The sequence below is a fragment of the Embleya sp. NPDC127516 genome (genome assembly GCF_044765325.1).
In the GTDB taxonomy this organism is placed as follows: Bacteria; Actinomycetota; Actinomycetes; order Streptomycetales; family Streptomycetaceae; genus Embleya.
In genome coordinates, this window is the sequence record NZ_JBIWJT010000002.1 from 170,734 (window position 1) to 195,340 (window position 24,607).

A 24,607-nucleotide genomic window follows, 5' to 3' on the forward strand; every position below is an offset into this window, starting at 1 on the left:
GGGTGGGGCGGTTGCGGTTGGCAGGCGCCTGCGGCGAGCGTCCTCAAGCGCCGGACGGGCTGGGTTGGTGTGCCCGGGGTGGGGCGGTTGCGGTTGGCAGGCGCCTGCGGTGAGTGTCCTCAAGCGCCGGACGGGCTGGGTTGGTGTGCCCGGGGTGGGGCGGTTGCGGTTTGTGGGTGCCTGCGGTGAGTGTTCTCAAGCGCCGGGCGGGCTGAGTTTGGTGGGGTCGGGCCGGGCGGTCGGGATTTTCGGGTGCGGGCGGTGGGGGTGCTCAAGCGTCCGATGGGCTGGGTTGGTCAGCGGTCGGGTTTTTCTTTGGGGAGGACGTCCTTGGCGAGGACGTCTATGCCGCAGATTTCCTTGGCGGCGGTGATCGGGTTGTTGGGGAAGCGGAACGAGGTGCGGTCGAAGGCGCCGGTGAAGTTCTTTTTGAAGCGGCTCCAGGACATCGGTTCGTGGACCGAGTCCTGGAGCTCCTTGAGCTTGCCCCGGTTGGCGTCGCCGCAGGTCAGGGCGTAGCGGGCGGCCTTGACCCGGATCGGGTCGATACCCGGGGGCAGAACGGCGTCGGGTGAGGCGTATTGGGCGAAGACCCAGGCGATGTCGATTTGCTTCTCGTGTCCGGGGCGGCCCCGGGTGGTGAGTTCGACGTGGGCGGCGAGCGGATACGCCAGGCCCAGGATGTCCACCGAGACGCCGTCGAGCGGGGTGTTGGCGCCGTTCATGCCCAGGTTGGCCCACACCGTGGCGACCGGGGCGGGCAGGTTCGGGTTGAGCGCGGTGACGTAGAAGCCGTCGTACCAGGGGTAGACGATCACGTGTGTGTGGTCGGCGCGGGCGGCGTTCGCGGCGGAGGGGAAGCGTGGGTAGTTGGCCACGTAGGAGTACGCGGTGACCGGGTTGGCGACGTTGAGCGCGCCGACGTAGAAGGCGCGTTCGTCGGCGACGCCGCGCGGGCCGATGCCGTCGTAGGGCACCCGGAAGGTGATCGCGCAGATCAGGGCCCAGCCGACGAGCACCGTGGCGGCGGGTACCGCGAGTCGGTTCGCGGGGACCATCAGGATCGGCAGGAGCAGCATGAACAGTCCGGGCAGCAACATCCGGGCGTGCATGAAGTCGCCGCCGACGCGCACCACGTACAGCAGCATCGCCAGGCCGCACAGGACCGGCACCGCGAAGACGGTGAACCGGTTCCAGGCGGCGCGGTCGATCGTGCGCAGGCGCCCGGGCAGGCCCGCGGGGTCGCTCAGGCGCGGCGCGAGTCGGCCGAGCACGACGGCCGCCAGCACGACGGCCGGGATCCACAGGTGGTACGGGTCGGCCAGGTCGTGGACGTAGTCCCAGCCCCGGGACCAGTCGGCCGCGGAGGCCTCCTTGGTGACGGCGGGCAGCGGCAGTACGACGCCGTAGTAGCCCATCCGGAAGATCTCGTACAGCAGCGGCAGGGTGAACGCGGTGCCGAGCAGGGCCAGGACCCGCAGCACCCGGGGGCGGCGGACGACGGCGAGCGCGATCAGGAAGCCGAGCCCGGCGATGGCCAGGTCGGGGCGCACCATCGGCCCGAGGCCGGCCAGGAAGGCCAGGGCGTAATCGACCCGGGCGCGCGGGTCGTGCGGCAGCCGGACCAGCAGCCACCAGCAGCCGGCCGTCCACAGCGTGGTCAGGCCGGTCTCCAGGCCGGAGGTGGCGAAGTCCCACACCGGCGGCAGCGCGAGCAGCGCGAGCACGCCGAACGGCACCAGCCAGGGGGTGTCGTCGGTGCGGGTGTACAGCCGGCGGGTGGCGTGCAGGGCGAGCGCGTAGCCGGCGGTGGTGCACAGCAGGCCCAGATAGACCGCGAGCCGGCCTACGTCCGTCTGGGTGGTCCACGAGGCCAGGACCAGGATCCACTGCCACAGCGTGCTCGTCGACGCCTCGGCGCGTTCGCCCACGTTGAACACGGGGCCGTGGCCGGCCAGGATCTGGCGGACCGTGCGGGTGAAGATCAGGCCGTCGTCGCTGATCCAGCGGCGGTGCCATCCCATGATCAGCACGATCAGTGCGGGAGCCAGCACCATCGCGGTGTTCCAGCGGGCGACGCCGCGGGGCCGCGGGCCGTCCACGGGCGGATCGGCCGGTCGCCCGGAGCGCGAGCGCCCGGACAGCACACTCACGAGGCTCATGGTTCGTTGACTCCAGTCGGGGCGGGCCGGCCGACCACACCATAACCACTGATGATCGCCTGCCGGGCCGATGGCGGGCTCAGGAGGGCGAGCAGAATTTCTTCTCCGCCAGGATCGGGTTGGCCGGGATCCGCAGGTTGGTCCGGTCGGCGGCGCCGGTCAGGTTCTTCCAGAAGCGCGACGCGGACATCGGTTCGGTGACCGATTCGACCAGTTCCTTGAGGTCGCCACAGCGCAGCGCGGCCCGGGCGGCCCGGATCTCCGCGGCGGGCGCCGCCGTCTCCGGGACCAGCGCGTCGCCCGAGGGGTCGACGTACAGTGCGACGTTCCAGGCGAACGGCAGCAGCTTCTTGTGGCCCGCGGCGACGTGCCGGGTCTCGGTGATGTGCGCGCCGACCGTGTTGGACAGGCCCCACACGTCGACCACGATGCCGCCGAGCGGGGTGATCGAGCCGCCCACGCCGAGCCGGCCGATGACCAGGCCCTTGTCGTAGGGCAGGTCGCGGCGCAGCGGCAGCGGCGGGATCTTCATGTAGTTCGGGTCCACGAACAACAAACGTTCGCCACCGGCCTTTTCGTTACGGAAGGCCTCTTCGATGGTCGGCAGCGTGCGGATGTGCGCTGCCTCGGTGGTGGGGTTGTCGGTCCGGGTCCAGGCCGCGTAGGTGTCGCGTTCGTTCCAGACCTGGTTGCCGTCGCCGCTGGGGGCGGGTGTGGTGATCACGCCCGAGCGCAGGGTGGTGCCGCAGACCACGGCCCACACCGCGAGCAGCACGACGACCGGGGTCAGCAGGCGGTCCAGTGGGGCGAGCAGGAGCGGGAGCAGGACGAGCAGCAGCACCGGCAGCCACATCCGGCCGTGCATGAAGTCGCCGCCGACCTTGAGCACGTAGACGGTCTGGCCGAGCGCCGCGACCAGCGGGGTGGCGATCACGATCCAGGTGCGCCGGTCGGCGGGGCGGCGGCGGGTGAGCGCGACCGCGACCGCGACCAGGATCAGGATCATCGGGATCCACAGGTGGTACGGCCGCATGTAGTCGGTCAGGTAGTCCCAACCCCGGCCCCACAGGGATCCCGACGCCTCCTTGGTGAGCGCGGGCATCGGGAAGATCAGGCCGTAGTAGCCCAGGCGGAAGATCTCGTACGCGGCGGGCAGGAAGCCGGCGCAGGCCAGCATCGCCAACGCCTTGGGCCAGCGGGCCCGAACGAGCAGGAACTGGGCGGTGAGCAGGACGATCATGGTCAGGCCCAGGTCCGGGCGGACCAGGGGGCCCAGGCCGAACCAGAGGGAGAGCGCGAGCGTGCGGCGGGTGGTATGGGTGCCGACCGGGCGCAGCCAGGTGCCGATCAGCAGCCACCAGGACAGGCCGATCCAGAACAGGATCAGTCCGGTCTCCATGCCGGCGGTGGCGAAGTCCCACACGGAGGGGATGGCGATGAAGACCAGTACGCCGGCGGGCAGCAGCAGGCGGGTGACGGCCATGCCGCGGAAGAGCCGGCGGGTGCCGTCCAGGGACAGCCACAGTCCGGCGACGGCCAGGATCAGGCCGGTGTAGACGGCGGTGGGCGCGTAGTCGAAGGGGGTGATCCCGCCGAGGAGCGCGAGCAGCCATTGCCACAGCGTGCTGGTGGAGGTCTCGACCCGTTCGCCGGCGCTGTAGACGGGGCCGTTGCCGGCCAGGATCTCGCGGACCGCGCGGGTGAAGATCAGGCCGTCGTCGGTGATCCACCGCTGGTGCCAGCCCATGATCGCGAACACCAGTGTCGGCAGCCCCAGCGCGAGCAGGTCCGGCAGTGGGACGCGGCCGGTCCGACGATCGGCCGAGGTCCGGCCCGTGGGGCCGTCGGGCGTGTCCGCGGTGCCCGATTCGGGCTCCGGCGGCGGTTCACCGGTCGGGGACTGTAGGTCCGTGCCCGCGGCGCGCGAGGCGCCGGCGGGCCCGGAGGTGCCGGGGGGAGGGGTCACGTGGTCTCGTTCGTTTCCTGGGCGGGGGCGCCCGCCGTCTGCTGCGTGTCGCTGCCGTCCCGCCGGCGGTCGACTGCCCGCTGGGGGGCGCGTATCCGAAGTCGGCTGATCCTAACGCACCGGCCCTGCGCCCTATTGGGGTGGAGGGCGGGCGCGGCATGGTTGCCCGGAGCGGGCCCCGGACGGGCGGTCACCCAACGTACTTGCATAGAGATTCATTGATACGTATAGTCATGCTCCTCACAAGGAGGCGGTAATGGGGGCCAAGGCGGCACTGGCCGGAGCGAGCGGATACGCGGGCGGGGAAATCCTGCGCCTGCTGCTCGCACATCCGGAGATCGAGATCGGCACGCTCACGGCGGGGTCCAACGCGGGCCGACGCCTGGGCGAGCTGCAGCCTCACCTGTTGCCGCTGGCCGACCGCGTGCTCGCCGAGACCACCGCGGACAACCTCGCCGGTCACGATGTGGTTTTCCTGGCCCTGCCGCACGGACAGTCCGGCGCGCTGGCCGCGCAACTGGGCGCGGACGTGCTCGTGGTGGACTGCGGCGCGGACTACCGCCTGCGGGAGGCGACGGACTGGGAGCAATTCTACGGATCCTCCCATGCCGGGACATGGCCGTACGGACTGCCCGAGCTGCCGGGCGGCCGGGCGGCGCTGGCGAACACCCGGCGGATCGCGGTGCCCGGCTGCTACCCGACCGTGTCGCTGCTGTGCACGGTGCCCGCGCAGGCCGCCGGGCTGGTCGAACCCGACTGGGTCGTGGTGGCCGCCTCCGGCACCTCGGGCGCGGGCAAGGCGCCCAAGACGCACCTGCTGGGCAGCGAGGTGATGGGCTCCGCGAGCGCGTACGGCGTCGGCGGCGTGCACCGGCACACCCCGGAGATCGTCCAGGGCCTGCGCGCGGTCACCGACGCGGACGTCACGGTGTCCTTCACGCCGACCCTGGTGCCCATGTCGCGCGGCATCCTGGCCACCTGCACCGCCCGGCTGAAGCCCGGGGTGAGCGCCGAGGCGGTGCGCGCCGCGTACGCCGCGGCCTACGCCGACGAGCCCTTCGTACATCTGCTGGCCGAGGGGCAGTGGCCCGCGACCGCGATGGTCTACGGAGCGAACACCGCCGTGTTGCAGGTCGCCGTCGACGAGCGGGCCGGCCGGGTGGTCGTGGTCGGCGCGATCGACAATCTCGCCAAGGGCACCGCCGGCGGCGCCATCCAGAGCACCAACATCGCCCTCGGCCTGGCCGAGGACCTGGGACTGAGCAAGACGGGAGTAGCGCCGTGAGCGTCACCGCAGCAAAGGGCTTCCGGGCCTCGGGCGTGGCCGCGGGCCTCAAGACCACGGGCCTGCCCGACGTGGCACTCGTGGTCAACGACGGCCCCTCGATCGCGGGCGCCGCCGTGTTCACCTCGAACCGGGTCAAGGCCGCACCGGTGGTGTGGTCGGAGCAGGTGGTCAAGGCCGGCCAGGTGCAGGCGGTCGTGCTCAACTCCGGCGGCGCCAACGCGTGCACCGGCGCCGAGGGCTTTCGCAACACGCACGCCACCGCAGAGCGCGTGGCCGAGCTGCTCGGGCTCAACGCGGGCGAGATCGTGGTGGCCTCCACCGGCCTGATCGGCCTGCAACTGCCGATGGACAAGCTGCTGCCGGGCGTGGACAAGGCCGCCGCGGCGCTGAGCGCGACCGGCGGCGAGGACGCGGCGATCGCGATCAAGACCACGGACAGCGTGCACAAGCAGTCCGTGGTCACCGACCCCGCCGGGTGGACGGTCGGCGGGATGGCCAAGGGCGCGGGCATGCTCGCCCCGGGGCTGGCCACGATGCTCGTCGTGCTCACCACCGACGCGGCCGTCGACGCCGAGACGGCGGACGCGGTGCTGCGCGGCGCCACGCACACCACGTTCGACCGGATCGACTCCGACGGCTGCATGTCCACCAACGACACCGTGCTGCTGATGGCCTCCGGCGCCAGCGGGGTCGAGCCCGACCCCGCCGCGTTCGCCGAGGCGGTGCGCACGGTCTGCGGCGACCTGGCCCGACAGCTGATCGGCGACGCCGAGGGCGCGAGCAAGGACATCCGGATCGACGTCACCGGCGCCGCGACCGAGGCCGACGCGCTCGAGGTGGCCCGCTCGATCGCCCGGAACAACCTCTTCAAGTGCGCGGTGCACGGCGAGGACGCCAACTGGGGCCGGGTGTTGGCCGCGATCGGCACCACCGCCGCCACCTTCGACCCCGACCGGCTCGACGTCGCGTTCAACGGGGTGTGGGTGTGCCGGGACGGCTTCGTGGGCGAGGACCGCGAACTGGTCGACATGAGCCCGCGCGAGACGCACATCGTGGCCGACCTGAACGCGGGCGACGCCGCCGTGACCGTATGGACCAACGACCTCACGGCCGACTACGTCCACGAGAACTCGGCCTACTCGTCATGACCGGTACGGACAGCCAGACGAGGGGGAGCGGGATGCGGACGGAATCGGCCGGCAAACAGGGGCGCAATAACGCGGCACTGGCCAAGGCACACACGCTGATCGAGGCGTTGCCGTGGTTGGAGCGCTTCTACGGCAAGACCGTGGTGATCAAGTTCGGCGGCAACGCCATGGTGGACGACGCGCTGAAGCAGGCGTTCGCCCAGGACCTGGTGTTCCTGCGCTTCGCCGGGCTGCGCCCGGTCGTCGTGCACGGCGGCGGCCCGCAGATCAGCGCGCAGCTCGACCGGCTCGGCATCGAGTCCTCGTTCGCGGGCGGCCTGCGGGTGACCACGCCCGAGGCGATGGACGTGGTGCGGATGGTGCTCGCCGGCCAGGTGCAGCGCGAGATCGTGGGCCTGATCAACGGGCACGGCCCGTTCGCGGTCGGGATGACCGGCGAGGACGCGCACACGATGACCGCCGTCAAGCGGCACGCGATCGTGGACGGCGAGCCGGTCGACATCGGCCTGGTCGGCGACATCGTCGAGGTCGACCCCGGCGCGATCAACGCCCTGCTCCAGGACAACCGGATCCCGGTGATCTCCTCGATCGCGCGCGGCACCGACGGACACGTCTACAACGTCAACGCGGACACCGCGGCCTCGGCGCTCGCGGTGGCGCTGGGCGCGGAGAAGCTGGTCGTGCTCACCGACGTCGAGGGGCTGTACGCAAACTGGCCCACCAGCGACGAGGTGATATCGAGCCTGGACGCCGAGGAGTTGGCGGCGCTGCTGCCGACGCTGTCCACCGGCATGCTGCCCAAGATGGAGGCGTGCCTGCGGGCCGTGCAGGCCGGCGTGCCCGCCGCACACGTCCTGGACGGGCGGGTCGCGCACTCGCTGCTGTTGGAAGTGTTCACCGACGAGGGCATCGGGACCATGGTGGTCCCGGCCCGGGAAAAGCCCGGCGTGCTCGCCGGACAGGGCCAGGACCGGACGGAGGGGGCGGCGTGACCGACATCGAGAGCGGTGCACTGACGCGGCGGTGGAACCAGTCGCTGATGAACAACTACGGCACGCCCGCGGTCGAGCTGGTCGGCGGATCCGGGGCCCGTGTCGTGGACAGCGCCGGCAACACCTACGTCGACTTCCTCGGCGGCATCGCGGTCAACTCGCTCGGCCACGCGCATCCGGCGATCACCGCCGCGGTCACCGCGCAACTGGGCCGGCTGGGCCACGTGTCCAACCTCTACATCGCCGAGCCGCCGGTCGCGCTCGCCGAGCGGCTGCTGGCCCTGTTCGGCCGCCCCGGCCGGGTCTACTTCGGCAACTCGGGCGCCGAGGCCAACGAGGCGGCGTTCAAGCTGGCCAGGCGCACCGGCCGGCCGCAGATCATCGCGGCCGAGGGCGGCTTCCACGGCCGCACCATGGGCGCGCTCGCACTGACCGGCCAGCCCGCCAAGCGCGAGCCGTTCGCGCCGCTGCCCGGCGGTGTCGACTTCGTGCCCTACGGCGACGTCGAGGCACTGCGGGCCGCGGTCGGCCCGCAGACGGCCGCGGTGATCCTGGAGCCGATCCAGGGCGAGAACGGCGTGGTCATGCCCGGCGAGGGCTACCTGCTCGCGGCCCGGGAGATCACCGCCGCGCACGGCGCGCTGCTGATCCTGGACGAGATCCAGACCGGCATAGCCCGCACCGGCGCGTGGTTCGCGCACCAGCCGTTGGGCATCGAGCCGGACGTGGTCACGCTGGCCAAGGGCCTGGGCGGCGGGCTGCCGATCGGCGCGTGCGTGGCCTTCGGCGAGGCCGCCGAGCTGTTCCGGCCGGGCCAGCACGGCACCACGTTCGGCGGCAACCCGGTGTGCTGCGCCGCGGCGCTCGCGGTCCTGGAGACCATCGAGAACGAGGGCCTGTGCGCGCGCTCGGCGCGGCTGGGCGAGCAGCTTCGGGCGGGCATCGAAAAGATCGCCCATCCGCTGGTCGATCAGGTCAGCGGAGCGGGCCTGTTGATCGGTATCGTGCTCACCGCACCGGTGGCCCCTGCCGTACAAAAGGCGGCGCAGGACGCGGGTTTCCTCGTCAACGCCGCCGTGCCCACCCGGGTCAGGCTCGCCCCGCCGCTCGTCGTCGACGACGCGGACGTGGACGCGCTGCTCGGAGCCCTGCCCGCAATCCTGGATGCCGGCCTCGCCGCCGCACCCGCCGGAGGAACACCGTGACGAACATCCGACGACGACGAGTCGCAGGCTAGGCGAGGTCGTCCGATGAGCAGCGAGCAGAGCAGTGACGCGACCCCGGTCGAGGGTGGGTACGCGGTGCCCAGCACCCGGATCGCCCGTCACCGGCGGATCGTCGACATCCTGACCCGGCACCGGGTCCGGTCGCAGAACCAACTCGCCCGGCTGCTCGCCGAGGACGGCCTCGCGGTCACCCAGGCCACGCTCTCCCGGGACCTGGACGAGCTGGGCGCGGTCAAGATCCGCGACGGGGAGGGATCGCTCATCTACGCCGTACCGGCGGAGGGCGGCGACCGCACCCCCCGGGCGCCGCTCGAGGAGTCCGCGGTCGAGGGACGGCTCTCGCGCCTGGCCGGTGAACTGCTGGTGTCGGCGGAGGCCTCGGGCAACCTCGTGGTGGTGCGCACACCGCCCGGGGCGGCCCAGTTCCTGGCCTCGGCCATGGACCACGCCGAGTCCCGGCTGATCCTGGGCACCATCGCCGGCGACGACACCATCCTCATGGTCTCGCGGGACCCCGAGGGCGGCGCGGCCCTGGCCGCCCACCTCCTGGCACTCGCCGAGAACAAGTCCTAGGCCCGGGCCCGGGGAGGCCCCGGGGCCCGGACCACACACACTTCCGCATCCTGCTGGACAGTTCCGCACCCTGCTAGAGCGCTCGGCTCCGGCAACACCGCACCACATCTGCCGAACCACTCTTTTCAAGGAGAACGCTCGTGACCGAGCGCGTCGTACTCGCCTACTCCGGAGGTCTCGATACCTCCGTGTGTATCCAGTGGATCGCCGAGGAGACCGGCGCCGAGGTCATCGCGGTGGCCGTCGACGTCGGCCAGAACGGCGAGGACCTGGACATCATCCGCAAGCGGGCGCTGGCCTGCGGCGCGGTCGAGGCCGAGGTCGCGGACGCCCGCGACGAGTTCGCCGAGGGCTACTGCCTGCCCGCGATCCAGGCCAACGCCCTCTACATGGACCGCTACCCGCTGGTCTCCTCGCTCTCGCGCCCGGTGATCGTCAAGCACCTGGTCGCCGCCGCGAGGAAGCACGGCGCCACCACGGTCGCGCACGGCTGCACCGGCAAGGGCAACGACCAGGTCCGCTTCGAGGTCGGCATCGCCTCGCTCGCGCCCGAGCTGAAGTGCATCGCCCCGGTCCGCGACTACGCGATGACCCGGGACAAGGCGATCGCGTTCGCCGAGGCGAAGAACCTGCCGATCGCCACCACCAAGAAGTCGCCGTACTCGATCGACCAGAACGTCTTCGGGCGGGCCGTGGAGACCGGCTTCCTGGAGGACATCTGGAACGCGCCGATCGAGGACGTGTACGAGTACACCCAGAACCCGGCCGACCCGCGGGACGCGGACGAGGTCGTGATCACCTTCGAGCGCGGCGTGCCGGTCGCCATCGACGGCCGCGCGGTCACCGTGCTCCAGGCGATCGAGGAGCTGAACCGGCGGGCCGGCACCCAGGGCGTCGGCCGGATCGACATGGTCGAGGACCGGCTCGTGGGCATCAAGAGCCGCGAGGTCTACGAGGCCCCGGGCGCGATCGCGCTGATCACCGCGCACCAGGAGCTGGAGAACGTCACCGTCGAGCGCGAACTGGCCCGCTACAAGCGGACCGTCGAGCAGCGCTGGGCCGAGCTGGTCTACGACGGCCTGTGGTTCTCCCCGCTCAAGCGGGCCTTGGACGGCTTCATCGCCGAGGCCAACCGGCACGTATCCGGCGACATCCGGATGACCCTGCACGGCGGTCGGGCCGTGGTCACCGGTCGGCGCAGCGACCAGTCGCTCTACGACTTCAACCTGGCCACCTACGACACCGGCGACACGTTCGACCAGTCGCAGGCCAAGGGCTTCATCGAGCTGTTCGGTCTGTCCAGCAAGATCGCCGCACGACGGGACAACGATCAGTCGTGACCAACAACAATCCCGATCGGGTGAGCCTGTGGGGCGGCCGCTTCTCCGGCGGCCCCTCCGAGGCCCTCGCCCTGCTCTCCGCCAGCGTGCACTTCGACTGGCGGCTCGCGCCGTACGACATCGCCGGCTCCCGGGCGCACGCCCGGGTGCTGCACGCGGCCGGGCTGCTCACCGACGACGAGCTGATCCGCATGCTGGCCGGCCTGGACACGCTGGCCGAGAACGTCGAGTCCGGTGACCTGGTCGCCACCATCGCGGACGAGGACGTGCACACCGCGCTGGAGCGCGGCCTGCTCGAGATCCTCGGCCCCGACCTGGGCGGCAAGCTGCGCGCGGGCCGCTCGCGCAACGACCAGATCGCGACCCTGGGCCGGATGTACCTGCGTGACCACGCGCGGATCCTGGGTCGGCTGCTGGCCGACCTCCAGGAGGCGCTGGTCGAGCAGGCCGCCGCGCACCCGGACGTGGTCATGCCGGGCCGTACCCACCTCCAGCACGCCCAGCCGGTGCTGCTCGCGCACCATCTGCTCGCGCATGTGCAGGCGTTCGCCCGGGACGCGGACCGGCTGCGCGACTGGGACCGGCGCGCGGACGTGTCGGCGTACGGATCCGGCGCGCTGGCGGGCTCCTCGCTCGGGCTCAGCCCCGAGTCGGTGGCCCGCGACCTCGGGTTCTCCGCGTCGGCGGCGAACTCGATCGACGGCACCGCCTCGCGCGACTTCGCGGCCGAGTTCGCCTTCGTCACCGCGATGCTGGGGGTGAACCTGTCCCGGCTGGCCGAGGAGATCATCATCTGGAACACGAAGGAGTTCTCCTTCGTGACGCTGGACGACGCCTTCTCCACTGGGTCCTCGATCATGCCGCAGAAGAAGAACCCGGACATCGCCGAGCTCGCGCGCGGCAAGTCGGGTCGGTTGATCGGCAACCTGACCGGGTTGATGGCGACCCTGAAGGCGCTGCCGCTGGCCTACAACCGCGACCTCCAGGAGGACAAGGAGCCGGTCTTCGACTCGTGCGACACGCTCGAGGTGCTGCTCCCGGCGTTCACCGGCATGATCGCCACGCTCACCTTCCACCGCGAGCGGCTCGAGGAGTTGGCGCCGGCCGGATTCTCGCTGGCGACCGACATCGCCGAGTGGCTGGTCCGCGAGGGCACGCCGTTCCGGGTCGCGCACGAGGTGGCCGGGGCCTGCGTGAAGTACTGCGAGCCGCGCGGGCTTGAGCTGTGGGACCTGACGGATGATCAACTCGCGGAGATCTCGCCGGAGTTGACCCCGGACGTGCGCGCGGTGCTGACCGTGCAGGGTTCGGTGGCCTCGCGGGACGGCCGCGGCGGTACCGCTCCGGTCCGGGTCGCCGAGCAACTCGCGGACGTTCGGGCGGACTTGGCCGGCCAACGCAAGTGGGCCGGCACGTAACAACACCGCACGCCGCACGGATTCAGCTGAGACGATGGGCCCGCATCCCCCGGGGGGAGGATGCGGGCCTTCGGCGTGTCCGGGCGCCGCGCCGCGCCGGGTCCGGTTTCGGGTCGGTTGCGCGTGTGTGAGCGGAAGTCGAGGTTCCAGTCCCATATGTGAATTCGCCGTTACCAAAAGCGATTCACCGTGTTCGCTCCGTGCGTCTGGTACTAGGGTCGGCCGTGATCGAGGGGAGGGAACACATGCTCGATCACCTGCGCCGAATACGTTCCGAGGGTGAGAAGTCCGTCTCCATGCTCTCGGATCTGCCGATCGGCGGGCTGCTGCTCAGCGTGCCCAGGTCCGTGGGGTTCGGGCTGCGCTCGTACGTCCGCTCGTTGCGCGCCGAGCGCCGCCGCTATCCCGACATGCCGACCGTCTTTCCCACGCCGGGACTGGTCTCCGCGGCCTTCCTGGACGAGCTGGTGGTCGCGCTGCTGGCGAACGGGCGCCTGTCGCCGGATCCCGGGGACGCCTCGCGCATCCGCGAGGAGATCGCCGACGCCGTGCACAAGTTCCGCGCCGAGACCTATCTGGACGACCCGACCCTGTTCCATCCCGAGCCGCCGGAGCTGGTCGATCCGGTGGTGCGGGGCAGGCTCTACGGCACCATCGGGTACGAACAACTGGCCTTCGACAGCGAGTACGTGCCCTGGGCCGGCGTTCCGGGCGCCACCCGCTGGCAGGCGGCCGGCGCGAATCAGCGGGTGTGGGCGTACGTGCTGCGCCACCCGGGCAAGCCGCGGCCGTGGCTGGTGAACCTGCACGGTTTCGGCATGGGGCGCCCGGGCGACCTGGCCGCGTTCCGCTCCCAGCGGCTGCACCGCGAACTGGGCGTCAACGTGATCCACCCGGTGTTGCCGATGCACGGGCCGCGCAAGAGCGCGCGCGCCCAGGACACGCCGTTCATCTCGTTCGACTACCTCGGCAACGTGCACGGTCTGGGACAGGCCGTGTGGGACGTGCGCCGCTGCCTGGACTGGATCCGCCGGCAGGGGGACACCCCGATCGCGGTGCACGGGCTCTCGCTGGGCGCGTACGTGGCCGCCCTGCTCGCGGGTCTGGAGGACCTGGACTGCGTCATCGTCGGCGTCCCCTCGGTCGACATGGCGTGGGTGATGTCGCACCACGCACCCGAGGACATCAAGCGCGAGGTGCGCGCGGCGGGCCTGCTCGGCGACGAGGCCGAGATGGTGCACCGCGTGGTCTCGCCGCTGGCGGTGACGCCCCGGGTGCCGTTGGACCGCCGCTTCGTCTATGCCGGCCTGGCCGATCGCATGGCCACGCCGCAGCAGGCGTATCGGCTCTGGAAGCACTGGGAGGAACCATCCGTCTGCTGGTACCGCGGCTCGCACATCGGAGCCATGTGGAACCGGGAGGCGCGCCGCTTCATCGAGGATGCCCTGACCTCGTCGGGCATCGGGAGGAGGAACACCTGGTGAAGCTCTCCGGTCTGGATTCGGCTTTCCTGGCCCTGGAGTCGCGGGAGTGGCCGGCGCACGTGGTCTGCCTGACCATCGTCGACGCCTCCGACACCGGGGGTCGCGTCGATCGCGACGCCTTCAAGCGCACGCTGGCCGCACGGCTGCCCCGGTTGCCGCTGCTCGGTCGCAAACTGGTTCAGGGCCCGTGGGGGCTGGCCCGGCCGCACTGGGTCGAGGACCCCGACTTCGAGCTCGAGAACCATCTGCACCGGGCCACCCTCGAGGCCCCGGGCGGTCGGCGCGAACTCACCGCCATGGCCGAGGAGATCTACCGGCACCGGTTGCCCCGGGACCGGCCGCTGTGGGACTGGTGGATCGTCGACGGCCTGGAGAACGGGCGGGTCGCGCACCTGTGGAAGGTGCACCACGCGTGCATCGACGGCCGTTCCGGTGCCGCCATGCAGGAGATCTTCTTCGACGCGGACCCCAACGCCTCGGCCGAGGCCGAGGGCGTCCCGGCGTTCGCGCCGGGCGAGGTGGTCGAACCGCCGCAGGGATGGGAGGCGGTGCGCGAGAGCGCGCTCTCGCTGGCCGGGACGCCGGCCCGGGTGGGCCGGCAACTCGGGCGGCTGGGGCAGGGCGTCGTGCAGGCCGCGCTGACCGGGCGACTGGGACAGGCGCTGCCGCTGAATGTGCCGCGCACCCGCTACAACGATCCGATCGGCAATCGGCGTTCGTACGGCTTCTGCACCGTGTCGCTGTCCGACGTCAAGCTGGTCAAGAACGCGTTCGGGGTCAAGGTCAACGACGTGGTGCTCGCGATCGTGGCCGGCGCGCTGCGCGAACAGCTGGACGGCCTGGGGGAGTTGCCCGAGCGGGAGTTGGTCGCCACGGTGCCCGTGGACGCCACGCGAGGCGGTGAGCGCGCGGGCGGCAACATGATCAGCGGGATGCTCGTGGGATTGGCCACCGACGTCGCCGAGCCCGCCGAGCGGCTGTTGTGCATCCACGAGAACTCCAACGCGGCCAAGGCCGTACAGAGCGCGATGGGCGGCGAGTTGCTCACCGGGCTCGCCGAGGCGCCGCCGCCGGCCGTGCTCGGTCTGCTCGGCGGCCTCTACCGCGACGCGCGACTGGCGTCCGTACTGCCCGCGTTGTGCAACGCCACCGTGTCGAACGTGCCCGGTCCGCGCGTGCCCCTGTACGCCCACGGTCAGAAGGTGGAGGCATTCCATTCGATGGGCATCATCGCCGACGGCTTCGGATTGTTCATCGGTGGCATGAGCTACCACGACCAGATCGACATCGGCGTGCTGGCGGACAAGGAGGCGCTGCCGGATCCGTTCGCGTTGGCCGACAGCATCGTCGAGCAGCTCAACCTGCTGCTGAAGGCCGCCGACGAGGTCGCGCCGGCGCCGGTGGTGCACGATGTGCCCGCCGACCCGGAGCGGGAGCCGCAGCCGGAGTCGCGGCGGGAGCCGCGGCCGGAGTCGGTGTCGGCGGAGGCGGCCGAGGGGATCGAGATGGTGAGCGAGGCGGCCGAGGCGGGCTCGACGCCCCCGGCTCGCGCGATGCCCGTGCCGGGCGAAGTCGGTTCGGGGAAAGGGGAATCCGTGCCGGAGGTCGCGGCCGCGATCAAGGTGCCCGGGCCCAGGCGCGGCCAGCCGGCCCGCAAGTCCGGTGCGGGCGCGGGCAAGAGCGGCGGCAAGGGCGCGAGCATGAGCGCGGCGGCCAAGCCCGCCGGCAAGACCGCGGCGCGCCGCGAACCGGCGAAGTCGCGTACCGCCGGCGTCGAGGCGGGTCGCGCGTGAGCAGAACGGCACTGGTCACCGGCGCCAACTCGGGATTGGGACTGGCCACGGTGCTGGCGCTGGCCGAGGCGGGCGTACGCACGGTCGGCACGGTGCGCTCCGCGGCGAAGGCGCAGGCGGTCGCCGAGGCGGCGGCCGGGGCCGGGGTCGAGGTGCGCACCGTGCTCCTGGACATCACCGACGCGGCCGCCGGCAAGGACGTGATCGAGGACGTGCGCCCGGACATCCTGGTCAACAACGCGGGTGGCACCTCGTTCGCGCCGGTGCTCGACGTGTCGGAAGAGGACGCCCGGCACCAGATGGAGACCGCGCTGTTCGGCCCGATGCGGTTGGCCCGTCTGGCCATCCCGCACATGCGCGAGCGCGGCTGGGGCCGGGTGGTGCAGGTCTCCTCGCTCGCCGGGCAGATCAGCTATCCGCTGCTGGGCTGGTACCAGGCCGGGAAACACGCGATGGAGGCGGTCTCCGACGCGCTGCGGGTGGAGGTGGCCGGCGCCGGGGTCGACGTCGTGGTGGTCTCGCCCGGCGGCTTCCGCAGCGGCGTCACCGACACGATGGCCGAGGCCGTCGAGCGGCACCGGGGCGGCCCGTTCGCGACCGCCTTCCGGCGCATGGACCTGGGCTTCTCGATCATGAAGCCGCTGTGGAGCGAGCCGGGGACGGTGGCCGCCACGATCGTCGAGGCCGCCACCACCACATCGCCCAGGTCGCGGTACGTGGTGGGCGCCGACGCGCACCTGACCCTGCTCGTGCACCGGGTCACCGAGCCGTTCTCGACGGTGCGGGCGATCAAGGAGGGAGTCGTGCGCCGGGTCACCGGCCTGTAGCGGGGCCGATCCCCGATCGCCCGAACGGGCGGACTTTCCCGAAGCGGTTGCCTGAACGGCGGATTGCGCGTAGGTGAGGGCCGGGTAGAAGTCCGGGAAAAGCCGTGTGGAACAGTGACGAATGCAGGGTCCAGGCGAGTGTTCGAGAAGGGGACAACCCTCCCCCTTCGCGGAGGCACTGTGACATGACGCTGCGGCACACACATCCGCACGGTGATCAGGGCGATCAGGGGAGCAATCCGATGGGGCAGAACGTAGGCATCGGCACGGCGGACGTATCCGACGCCGAGCAGATCCTCAAGCTTCAGTACCTCTGTTACCAGGGCGAAGCAGCCCTGTACAACGACTACGGCATCGAGCCGCTGACGCAGAGCCTGGAGAGTCTGCGCGCCGAGTTCGAGACGCACACCGTCCTGGTGGCGCGACTGGGCGATGAGGTCGTCGGTTCGGTGCGCGGCACCATCGAGGACGGCGTGGCCCGGATCGGCAAGCTGGTCGTGCACCCCCGGTTGCAGCGGCACATGCTCGGTACCCGGCTGCTGCGCGCGATCGAGGAGAAACTGGCCGACGCGGCCGAGTACGAGCTGTTCACCGGCCACCGCAGCGAGAACAACCTGCGGCTGTACGAGCGGCTGGGGTACGTCTCCGGCCGGGTCGAGAAGATCAGCCCCCGGCTGAGCCTGGTCTACCTGCGCAAGACGGCCGTCCTCGCGGCCTGAGCAAACCCTCGCGACACCCGGAAGCCCCGGTGACCATGGAATCCATGGCCACCGGGGCTTCGTCGGCTTCGGTCGCAGGTGCCCCGGTGGGATGACATTTCCATTGCGGGGTGTGTGTCTGCTTTAATCGGATCATGTTCACGACGGCTCACACATCCGGCACCGCGGCTACCGCCACGGGTTGTCGTCGCATGTGCCGTTCGTGTCAGATCTGTCGAATGTGTGGCTGTTGAGGATTTGAGGGCCTGATCCCTCTCCCGGGCCGAGCGCTCCGCGCCCCCGGTGTCATCCCCGCCACGCCCCCTGTGTGACGAAATCGCGCGGCCTTCGCCGGGCCCGATTCGGCACGCGCATCCACTTGAGGACTTACGGTGATCCGTACCACTGCCCTGAGCAAGGTCTATCGCAGCCGAGAACGGCAGGTGACCGCGCTCGACAACGTCGACCTGCACGTGCGTGAAGGCGAGATCTTCGGCGTGCTCGGTCGCAGCGGCGCCGGCAAGAGCACCCTGATCCGCTGCCTGAACCTGCTGGAGCGCCCCACGTCGGGCACCGTCGAGGTGGGCGGGCGCGACCTGACCGCGTTGTCCGCGAGCGCGCTGCGCGCCGAGCGGCGCGGGATCGGGATGATCTTCCAGCACTTCAACCTGCTCTCCAGCCGCACCGTCGCCGGAAACGTCGCGGTCCCGCTGGAGATCGCCGGCATCCCGCGCCGGGACCGGGCCCGGCGGGTGGCCGAACTGCTGGACCTGGTCGGCCTGTCCGAGCACGCCAAGGCGTACCCCGCGCAACTGTCCGGTGGGCAGAAGCAGCGGGTGGGCATCGCCCGCGCGCTCGCCGCCGATCCGCGGGTACTGCTGTCCGACGAGGCCACCTCGGCGCTCGACCCGGAGACCACCCGCTCGATCCTGGCGCTGCTGCGCGACCTGCGCGACCGGCTCGGCCTGACCATCCTGCTGATCACGCACGAGATGGACGTGGTCAAGAACATCTGCGACTCGGCGGCCCTGATGGAGGGCGGCCGGATCATCGAGTCCGGGACGGTGGGCGAACTGCTCGGCCGGTCCGACTCGCGGCTGGCCCGGGAGATGTTCCCGCTGGGCACGCCGGGGGTGCTCGAGGGCCGCACCGTGGTGGACATCACCTTCCGCGGCGAGGAGACGGCGCAGCCGTTCATCTCCACCCTCGCGCGCACCTACAACGTGGACGTCAACGTGCTGGGCGCGGCCGTGGAGAGCGTCGGCGGACGGCAGATCGGCCGGATGCGGATCTCGCTGGACGGCACGTTCGAGCACAACGTGGTGCCCATCGGCTACCTGCGCGAGCAGGGCCTGCAGGTCGACGTGGTCGACGAGGGCCCGAGCACCCCCACCGAGTCGGACGCCGACGTCGCCGCCGCGGACGGCGTGGCGCTCGCGGGCAAGGAGATCTGAAGATGACCTGGTCCGAGATGCGGCCACTGCTGGAGACCGCGACCCAGGAGACGCTGTACATGGTCGGCGTCGCGACGTTGATCACCGTGCTGATCGGGTTGCCGATCGGGCTCCTGCTCGTGCTCACCGACCGGGGCGGCCCGCTCGCGTTCGCGCCGGCGAACAAGCTGCTCGGGCTGGTGGTCAACGTGGGCCGCTCGGTCCCGTTCCTGATCCTGCTGGTCGCGCTGATCCCGTTCACCCGATGGGTGACCGGGACCACGATCGGCACCGACGCCGCGATCGTGCCGCTGACCGTGGGCGCCATCCCGTTCTTCGCGCGCCTGGTGGAGACCGCGGTGCGCGAAGTGGACCGGGGCCTGATCGAGGCCGCGCAGTCGATGGGCGCGAGCACGATCACCATCGTGCGCAAGGTGCTCGTGCGCGAGGCGGTGCCCTCGATCATCTCCGCGATCACCGTGACCATCGTCGCGATCGTCGGCTACTCCGCGATGGCGGGCGTGGTCGGCGGCGGCGGACTCGGCGACCTGGCCATCCGCTACGGCTACCAGCGGTTCGAGACGAACCTGATGCTGGTGACCATCGCGGTGCTCGTCGTGCTGGTGCAACTCGTGCAATTCCTCGGCGATCTGCTCTCCCGCAGGCTCGCCCACCGATAAGGCGTCCGTCCCCGGACCTGTTCCAGGACGCGAGGCGACCCACGCCCGCGTACTCCGTACCACCAGGAAAGGCACTCTTCGTGCGTATCAACAAGTTCGTCGCGCTCACCGCCGCCGCCGCCCTCGGACTCGGTCTCGCCGCCTGCGGCAGTGACGACAAGAAGGGCTCGTCCGCGTCCGACCCGCTCAAGGTCGCCGCCTCCTCCGTCCCGCACGCGCAGATCCTGAAGTACATCAAGGACAACCTCGCCGGGAAGGAGGGCCTGAAGCTGGACGTCAAGGAGTTCGCCGACTACACCCAGCAGAACCCGGCCCTGGACGAGGGCAACGTCGACGCCAACTTCTTCCAGCACAAGCCCTACCTGGAGGAGTTCAACAAGGAGAAGAAGACCAGCCTGGTCCCGGTCGTGCCGGTGCACCTGGAACCGCTGGCGCTCTACTCCAAGAAGGTCAAGTCGCTCGCAGAGCTCAAGGAGGGCGCGACCGTCGCGTTCCCGAACGACGCCACCAACGGCGGTCGCGCGCTCAAGCTGCTCGCCGACAACGGCGTGATCAAGCTCAAGGACGGCGCGGGCACCACGGCGACCGAGAAGGACGTCGTGGACAACCCGAAGAAGCTCAAGTTCAAGGCGATCGAGGCGGCCCAGCTGCCCCGCGCGCTGGACGACGTGGACGGCGCGGTGATCAACGGCAACTACGCGCTGGACGCCAAGCTGACGCCGGGCAAGGACGGCATCGCGGTGGAGAAGGCGGAGAACAACCCGTACGCGAACGTCCTGGTGGTCAAGAAGGGCAAGGAGAACGACCCGCGCGTGCAGAAGCTGGCCAAGCTGCTGAACTCGCCCGAGGTGAAGAAGTACATCACCGACGAGTACAAGGGCAACGTGCTCCCCGCGTTCTGATCCGCGCACCGCGCGAACACCACGGCCCCCGTCGCAAGGCGGGGGCCGTGGCGCGTCCGAGGGCGTATGAGAGGCTGTCGACGACAGCAGGGAAGGAATCCGGCGTATCGCGCGGAGCACCTTCGGGCCCGGTGTCGAGGTGTGTTCGCGTTCTCCACGAGGGTTCGGGCACTCCTCGACACCGGAACATCCGATGGAGGCGGCGCGGTGCGGCAACCCGGAGCGGTCCCGCCACTGTGAACGCGCGCCGTCCGGCGGGCGTGAGCCAGAGACTTGCCGCTGTCCGGGGCCCGGGTCACGGGTCCCGCCACCGACCAGGGCGTGGACACCCGAGGGAGGCCGACGGCGCATGCCTGCGTGCTTTGTGACAACCTGCGGCATATCGAGCGGTTCGGGGCGGCGCGGATGAGCGCCGCCTACCCCTTCTCCGCGATCGTCGGCCTGGCCGACCTGCGGCTGGCGCTCGTCCTCAACGCGGTCTCGCCCGCCGTCGGCGGAGTGCTCGTACGCGGCGAGAAGGGCACCGCCAAGTCGACCATGGTCCGCGCGCTCGCCGGTCAGTTGCCCGAGGTCGCGGTGGTGCCCGGGTGTCGCTTCTCGTGTGATCCGGCCTCCCCGGACGGGCAGTGCCCGGACGGTCCGCACGACCCGGCGATCGCCGGGACCGCACGCGCCGCGCGGCTGGTCGAACTGCCGGTCGGCGCCAGCGAGGACCGGCTGGCCGGCTCGTTGGACATCGAACGTGCCCTGACCGAGGGCGTCAAGGCGTACGAGCCCGGCCTGCTGGCCGCCGCGCACCGGGGCGTGCTCTACGTCGACGAGGTCAACCTGCTGCACGACCACCTGGTGGACCTGCTCCTGGACGCGGCCGCGATGGGCACCTCGCACGTCGAGCGCGAAGGGGTGTCCGTGCGGCACGCCGCGCGGTTCCTGCTCGTGGGCACGATGAACCCGGAAGAGGGCGAGTTGCGCCCGCAGTTGCTGGACCGCTTCGGGCTCACCGTCGAGGTCGCCGCCAGCCGGGAACCGCGCGAGCGGGCCGAGGTGGTGCGCCGGCGGTTGGCGTACGAGGCCGACCCCGACGCGTTCGCGGCCCGCTGGGCGCATGAGGACGCCGACCTTGCCGAGCGCATCCTGCGCGCCCGGACGCTGCTGGCCGACGTGCTGCTGCCGGACGCCGAGTTGGAGCGGATAGCGCGCGTGTGCGCGTCGTTCGAGGTGGACGGGATGCGCGCGGACCTGGTCACGGCGCGCACCTCGATCGCGCTGGCCGCGTGGCACGGCCGCACCGAGGTCACCGCCGAGGACGTGCGGCAGGCCGCGCTGCTCGCGCTGCCGCACCGACGGCGGCGCAACCCGTTCGACGCGCCGGGGCTGGACGAGGAGCACCTCGACGAGGCGCTGCGCGACCCGGAACCCGAACCGGAGCCCGAACCCGAACCCGAGCCGGAGGGGGACGGGCCGGACGGCGGTGGGTCGCCGCCGCCGGACGCGGACGGCTCGGACGGGTCGGACGGGTCGGGGAACGCGGCCCGGGCGCCCGAGCGGACCGAGGCGGCGCCCACCTCGGCGCCCGGTACCGAGGACGCGCCCGTCGAGGGGGCGCCCACCGCCTCGGGCGGCGGGCGGGAACAGGCCGCCGTGGCGGCGGCCGAGCCGTACCGCACCCGGCTGTTCGCGGTGCCCGGTGTGGGGCAGGGCGCGGCCGGGCGGCGCTCGCGCGCACGGACCGCGAGCGGGCGCACCACCGGCTCGCAGGTCGCGGCCGGCCGGGTGGCCCGGCTGCACGTCGCGGCCACGGTGCGCGCGGCGGCGCTGCACCAGAAGGCGCGTGGGCGTACCGGCGCGGGGCTGCTGTTGCGGCGCGCGGATCTGCGCGAGGCGGTCCGCGAGGGCCGCGAGGGCAACCTGGTGCTGTTCGTGGTCGACGCGTCCGGGTCGATGGCGGCGCGCAAGCGCATGCGTGCGGTCAAGGGCGCGGTGTTGTCCCTGCTCCTGGACGCCTACCAGCGACGGGACAAGGTCGGCCTGGTCACCTTCCGGGGCGCGGACGCCTCGCTGGTGCTGCCGCCGACCTCCTCGGTCGAGATCGGCGCGGCCCGACTGGCCGCGCTGCCGACCGGCGGACGCACCCCGGTGGGCGCCGGACTGCTGCGCGCGCACGAGACGTTGCGGGTGGAGCGGCTGCGCGATCCGCTGCGCCGGCCGCTGGTGGTCGTGGTCACCGACGGTCGGGCGACGGGCGGCCGGGACGCGCTGGGCGAGAGCCGGCGCGCGGCGCGGTTGTTGGCGGCGACGGGGGCCGCCTCGTTGGTGGTGGACTGCGAGAGCGGTCCGGTGCGGCTGGGACTGGCGGCGCGGCTGGCCGGCGACCTGGGCGGGCCGGTGGTGACACTGGACGAACTGGCGGCCGACGGCCTGGCGGGGCTGGTCCGGGACGTGCGTTCGGTGGCTTGATCCGGTCGGTGACCGGGCCCGCGCCGGCCGGTCGGGGTTCGCCCCCGGCGGGCGGCCGGGCGACTGTAGGAGACCTGCCTCGACGTTTTTATGGACACAGGGAGATCACCATGCCGCAAGGCGTTCCCACGCATGTTCCCGCCGACGGGCTGACCACGCGTCAGCGTCGGAACCGGGCGTTGGTCGTCGTGCACACCGGGCCCGGCAAGGGCAAGTCCACCGCCGCGTTCGGACTGGCCCTGCGCGGCTGGAACCAGGGCTGGCCGATCGGGGTGTTCCAGTTCGTGAAGTCGGCGAAGTGGAAGGTCGGCGAGGAGACCGTGCTGCGCACCCTCGGGCGGGTGCACACCGAGACCGGCGAGGGTGGCCCGGTCACCTGGCACAAGATGGGCGAGGGCTGGTCCTGGATCCAGCGCGAGGGCACCCAGGAGGACCACGCCGAGGCGGCCCGGCAGGGCTGGGAGCAGATCAAGCGCGACCTGGCCGCCGAGACCTATCGGGTTTACGTGCTCGACGAGTTCACCTACCCGATGAAGTGGGGCTGGGTGGACGTGGACGAGGTGGTCGCGGTGCTGCGCGACCGGCCCGGCAGCCAGCACGTGGTGATCACCGGCCGCGACGCCGACCCGCGGCTGATCGAGGCGGCCGACCTGGTCACCGAGATGACCAAGATCAAGCACCCGATGGACGCGGGACAAAAGGGCCAGCGAGGCATCGAGTGGTGAGTGGTCCGGCGCTGCCGCGCGTGGTGATCGCCGCGCCCGCCTCCGGGCACGGCAAGACCACCGTCGCCACCGGGCTGATCGCGGCGTTCACCCGGCGCGGCGACACGGTCTCACCGCACAAGGTGGGGCCGGACTACATCGACCCCGGCTATCACGCGCTCGCGGCCGGCCGGCCCGGGCGCAACCTCGACCCGTTCCTGGTCGGCGAGGAACGGATCGCGCCACTGTTCGCGCACGGCGCGCGCGGCGCCGATCTGGCGGTCGTCGAGGGCGTGATGGGCATGTTCGACGGCGCGGCCGGACGCGGCGGGTACGCCTCCACCGCGCACGTCGCGCGCCTGCTCGCGGCACCGGTGATCCTGGTCGTGGACGCGCGGGCGCAGAGCCGCTCGGTGGCCGCGCTCGTGCGCGGGTTCGACGCGTTCGACCCGGACGTGGGCGTGGCCGGGGTGATCCTGAACCGGGTCGGCTCGGATCGGCACGAGAGCATGCTGCGCGAGGCGCTGGACGAGATCGGTATGCCGGTCCTGGGCGTGCTGCGCCGACACGACGCGATCGCCAAGCCCGCCCGGCATCTGGGCCTGGTCCCGGTCGCCGAGCGGCACACGGACGCCGTGCGCACGGTGGACGCGCTCGGCGAACTGATCGCGCGCAGCGTGGACCTGGCCGAGGTGCGGCGGATCGCGGCGAGCGCGGGAGCGCTGCCCGACGCGCCGTGGGACCCGGTGCGCGAGGTGGGCGGCGCGATCTCCGGGCGACCCACGGTCGCCGTCGCGGGCGGCTCGGCGTTCACCTTCGCGTACGCCGAGACCGCCGAACTGCTCGACGCGGCCGGGGCGGACGTGGTCACCGTCGACCCGCTGCGGGACGAGCGGTTGCCGACGGGCACGGCGGGACTGGTGGTGGGCGGCGGCTTTCCCGAGGTGTACGCGGCGGAGCTGGCCGCCAACACGACGCTGCGCGCGGACGTGGTGGCGCTGGCCGCGCGCGGCGGTCCGATCGCGGCCGAGTGCGCGGGGCTGCTGTACCTGGCCCGGACCCTGGACGGTGCGCCGATGTGCGGCGTGCTGGACGCGGACGCGCGGATGACCGAACGGCTGACCCTGGGCTATCGGGAGGCGACGGCCGCGCACGACTCGGTGCTCGCCGAGACCGGTCGAGTGGTCCGGGGACACGAGTTCCACCGCACGACGCTCACCCCTCGGGCCGGGCGCCGAGCGGCGTGGAGCCTGGGCGACTCCGGTTTGGAGGGGCACATCGCCGGGTCGGTGCACGCGTCGTACCTGCACGCGCACTGGGCCGGCGCGCCCGATCTGGCCCGGCGGTTCGCGCACTCGTGCGCGCTCGCGGTCGAACAGACGGGCGCGGGGGCGGTGGATGCGCGAGGGCGGGTCCCGGGCGGCGCGGGTGGGTCGCCGGTCACCGACCGGAGGGAAGGGACCGCGCTCGGGCGGTGATCGGCGCAACCCGCGACGGCGGGACCGACGTCGTGTCG

At 71.8% G+C, this 24,607-nt stretch carries 19 protein-coding genes; 17 read left to right on the top strand and 2 right to left on the bottom strand.

The window, feature by feature from the left end:
- Nucleotides 1-296 precede the first annotated feature (296 nt).
- On the bottom strand, nt 297-2,162 hold the full coding sequence (locus ACIRL2_RS03325) for a hypothetical protein (protein ID WP_402229846.1): 1,866 nt from the start codon (nt 2,160-2,162) through the stop codon (nt 297-299).
- Nucleotides 2,163-2,241: 79 nt separating this feature from the next.
- The gene (locus ACIRL2_RS03330) at nt 2,242-4,128 is read right to left on the bottom strand and encodes a hypothetical protein (RefSeq protein ID WP_395872114.1); all 1,887 of its coding nucleotides are present in this window, start codon (nt 4,126-4,128) and stop codon (nt 2,242-2,244) included.
- A 256-nt stretch (nt 4,129-4,384) separates the two neighbouring features.
- Here ACIRL2_RS03330 and argC point away from each other — a divergent pair, with 256 nt between their 5' ends.
- From argC to ACIRL2_RS03415, 17 genes are all read left to right on the top strand, one after another.
- A complete protein-coding gene (argC, locus tag ACIRL2_RS03335; RefSeq protein WP_395872116.1) occupies nt 4,385-5,413 on the top strand; it encodes an N-acetyl-gamma-glutamyl-phosphate reductase in 1,029 nt (342 codons plus the stop codon).
- Entirely contained in the window at nt 5,410-6,564 is a 1,155-nt protein-coding gene (argJ, locus tag ACIRL2_RS03340) for a bifunctional glutamate N-acetyltransferase/amino-acid acetyltransferase ArgJ (protein ID WP_395872118.1), read from the top strand. Before argC ends, argJ begins: the two co-directional genes overlap by 4 nt.
- Nucleotides 6,565-6,596: 32 nt before the next feature.
- The gene (gene argB / locus ACIRL2_RS03345; protein ID WP_395872120.1) at nt 6,597-7,556 is read left to right on the top strand and encodes an acetylglutamate kinase; all 960 of its coding nucleotides are present in this window, start codon (nt 6,597-6,599) and stop codon (nt 7,554-7,556) included.
- Nucleotides 7,557-7,561: 5 nt separating this feature from the next.
- The gene (locus ACIRL2_RS03350; protein WP_395872304.1) at nt 7,562-8,761 is read left to right on the top strand and encodes an acetylornithine transaminase; all 1,200 of its coding nucleotides are present in this window, start codon (nt 7,562-7,564) and stop codon (nt 8,759-8,761) included.
- Between the two features lie 45 nt (nt 8,762-8,806).
- The gene (locus ACIRL2_RS03355) at nt 8,807-9,355 is read left to right on the top strand and encodes an arginine repressor (RefSeq protein WP_395872122.1); all 549 of its coding nucleotides are present in this window, start codon (nt 8,807-8,809) and stop codon (nt 9,353-9,355) included.
- Between the two features lie 140 nt (nt 9,356-9,495).
- Entirely contained in the window at nt 9,496-10,695 is a 1,200-nt protein-coding gene (locus tag ACIRL2_RS03360) for an argininosuccinate synthase (protein ID WP_395872124.1), read from the top strand.
- Nucleotides 10,692-12,113 carry an argininosuccinate lyase gene (gene argH, locus ACIRL2_RS03365; protein WP_395872126.1) on the top strand — a complete coding sequence of 474 codons (1,422 nt, stop codon included), beginning with the start codon at nt 10,692-10,694 and terminating at the stop codon, nt 12,111-12,113. The genes ACIRL2_RS03360 and argH overlap by 4 nt, the downstream gene beginning before the upstream one ends.
- Before the next feature lie 245 nt (nt 12,114-12,358).
- Complete coding sequence (locus ACIRL2_RS03370; RefSeq protein WP_402229852.1) at nt 12,359-13,597, top strand: alpha/beta hydrolase family protein; 1,239 nt, start codon at nt 12,359-12,361, stop codon at nt 13,595-13,597.
- On the top strand, nt 13,594-15,390 hold the full coding sequence (locus ACIRL2_RS03375; RefSeq protein ID WP_402229853.1) for a wax ester/triacylglycerol synthase family O-acyltransferase: 1,797 nt from the start codon (nt 13,594-13,596) through the stop codon (nt 15,388-15,390). Before ACIRL2_RS03370 ends, ACIRL2_RS03375 begins: the two co-directional genes overlap by 4 nt.
- Nucleotides 15,387-16,217 (top strand): SDR family NAD(P)-dependent oxidoreductase, encoded by an 831-nt coding sequence (locus tag ACIRL2_RS03380; protein WP_402229856.1) that lies wholly within the window; start codon nt 15,387-15,389, stop codon nt 16,215-16,217. The genes ACIRL2_RS03375 and ACIRL2_RS03380 overlap by 4 nt, the downstream gene beginning before the upstream one ends.
- A 242-nt stretch (nt 16,218-16,459) precedes the next feature.
- On the top strand, nt 16,460-16,936 hold the full coding sequence (locus ACIRL2_RS03385) for a GNAT family N-acetyltransferase (protein ID WP_395872134.1): 477 nt from the start codon (nt 16,460-16,462) through the stop codon (nt 16,934-16,936).
- Nucleotides 16,937-17,307: 371 nt separating this feature from the next.
- Entirely contained in the window at nt 17,308-18,369 is a 1,062-nt protein-coding gene (locus tag ACIRL2_RS03390) for a methionine ABC transporter ATP-binding protein (protein ID WP_395872136.1), read from the top strand.
- Nucleotides 18,370-18,371: 2 nt separating this feature from the next.
- Entirely contained in the window at nt 18,372-19,028 is a 657-nt protein-coding gene (locus tag ACIRL2_RS03395; protein ID WP_360306263.1) for a methionine ABC transporter permease, read from the top strand.
- An 80-nt stretch (nt 19,029-19,108) separates the two neighbouring features.
- On the top strand, nt 19,109-19,930 hold the full coding sequence (locus tag ACIRL2_RS03400; protein ID WP_402229860.1) for a MetQ/NlpA family ABC transporter substrate-binding protein: 822 nt from the start codon (nt 19,109-19,111) through the stop codon (nt 19,928-19,930).
- A 405-nt stretch (nt 19,931-20,335) separates the two neighbouring features.
- The gene (locus ACIRL2_RS03405; protein ID WP_402230285.1) at nt 20,336-22,387 is read left to right on the top strand and encodes a putative cobaltochelatase; all 2,052 of its coding nucleotides are present in this window, start codon (nt 20,336-20,338) and stop codon (nt 22,385-22,387) included.
- Nucleotides 22,388-22,497: 110 nt separating this feature from the next.
- The gene (cobO, locus tag ACIRL2_RS03410; RefSeq protein ID WP_395872142.1) at nt 22,498-23,112 is read left to right on the top strand and encodes a cob(I)yrinic acid a,c-diamide adenosyltransferase; all 615 of its coding nucleotides are present in this window, start codon (nt 22,498-22,500) and stop codon (nt 23,110-23,112) included.
- Nucleotides 23,109-24,569 (top strand): cobyrinate a,c-diamide synthase, encoded by a 1,461-nt coding sequence (locus tag ACIRL2_RS03415; RefSeq protein WP_402229863.1) that lies wholly within the window; start codon nt 23,109-23,111, stop codon nt 24,567-24,569. The genes cobO and ACIRL2_RS03415 overlap by 4 nt, the downstream gene beginning before the upstream one ends.
- Nucleotides 24,570-24,607: the final 38 nt, after the last annotated feature.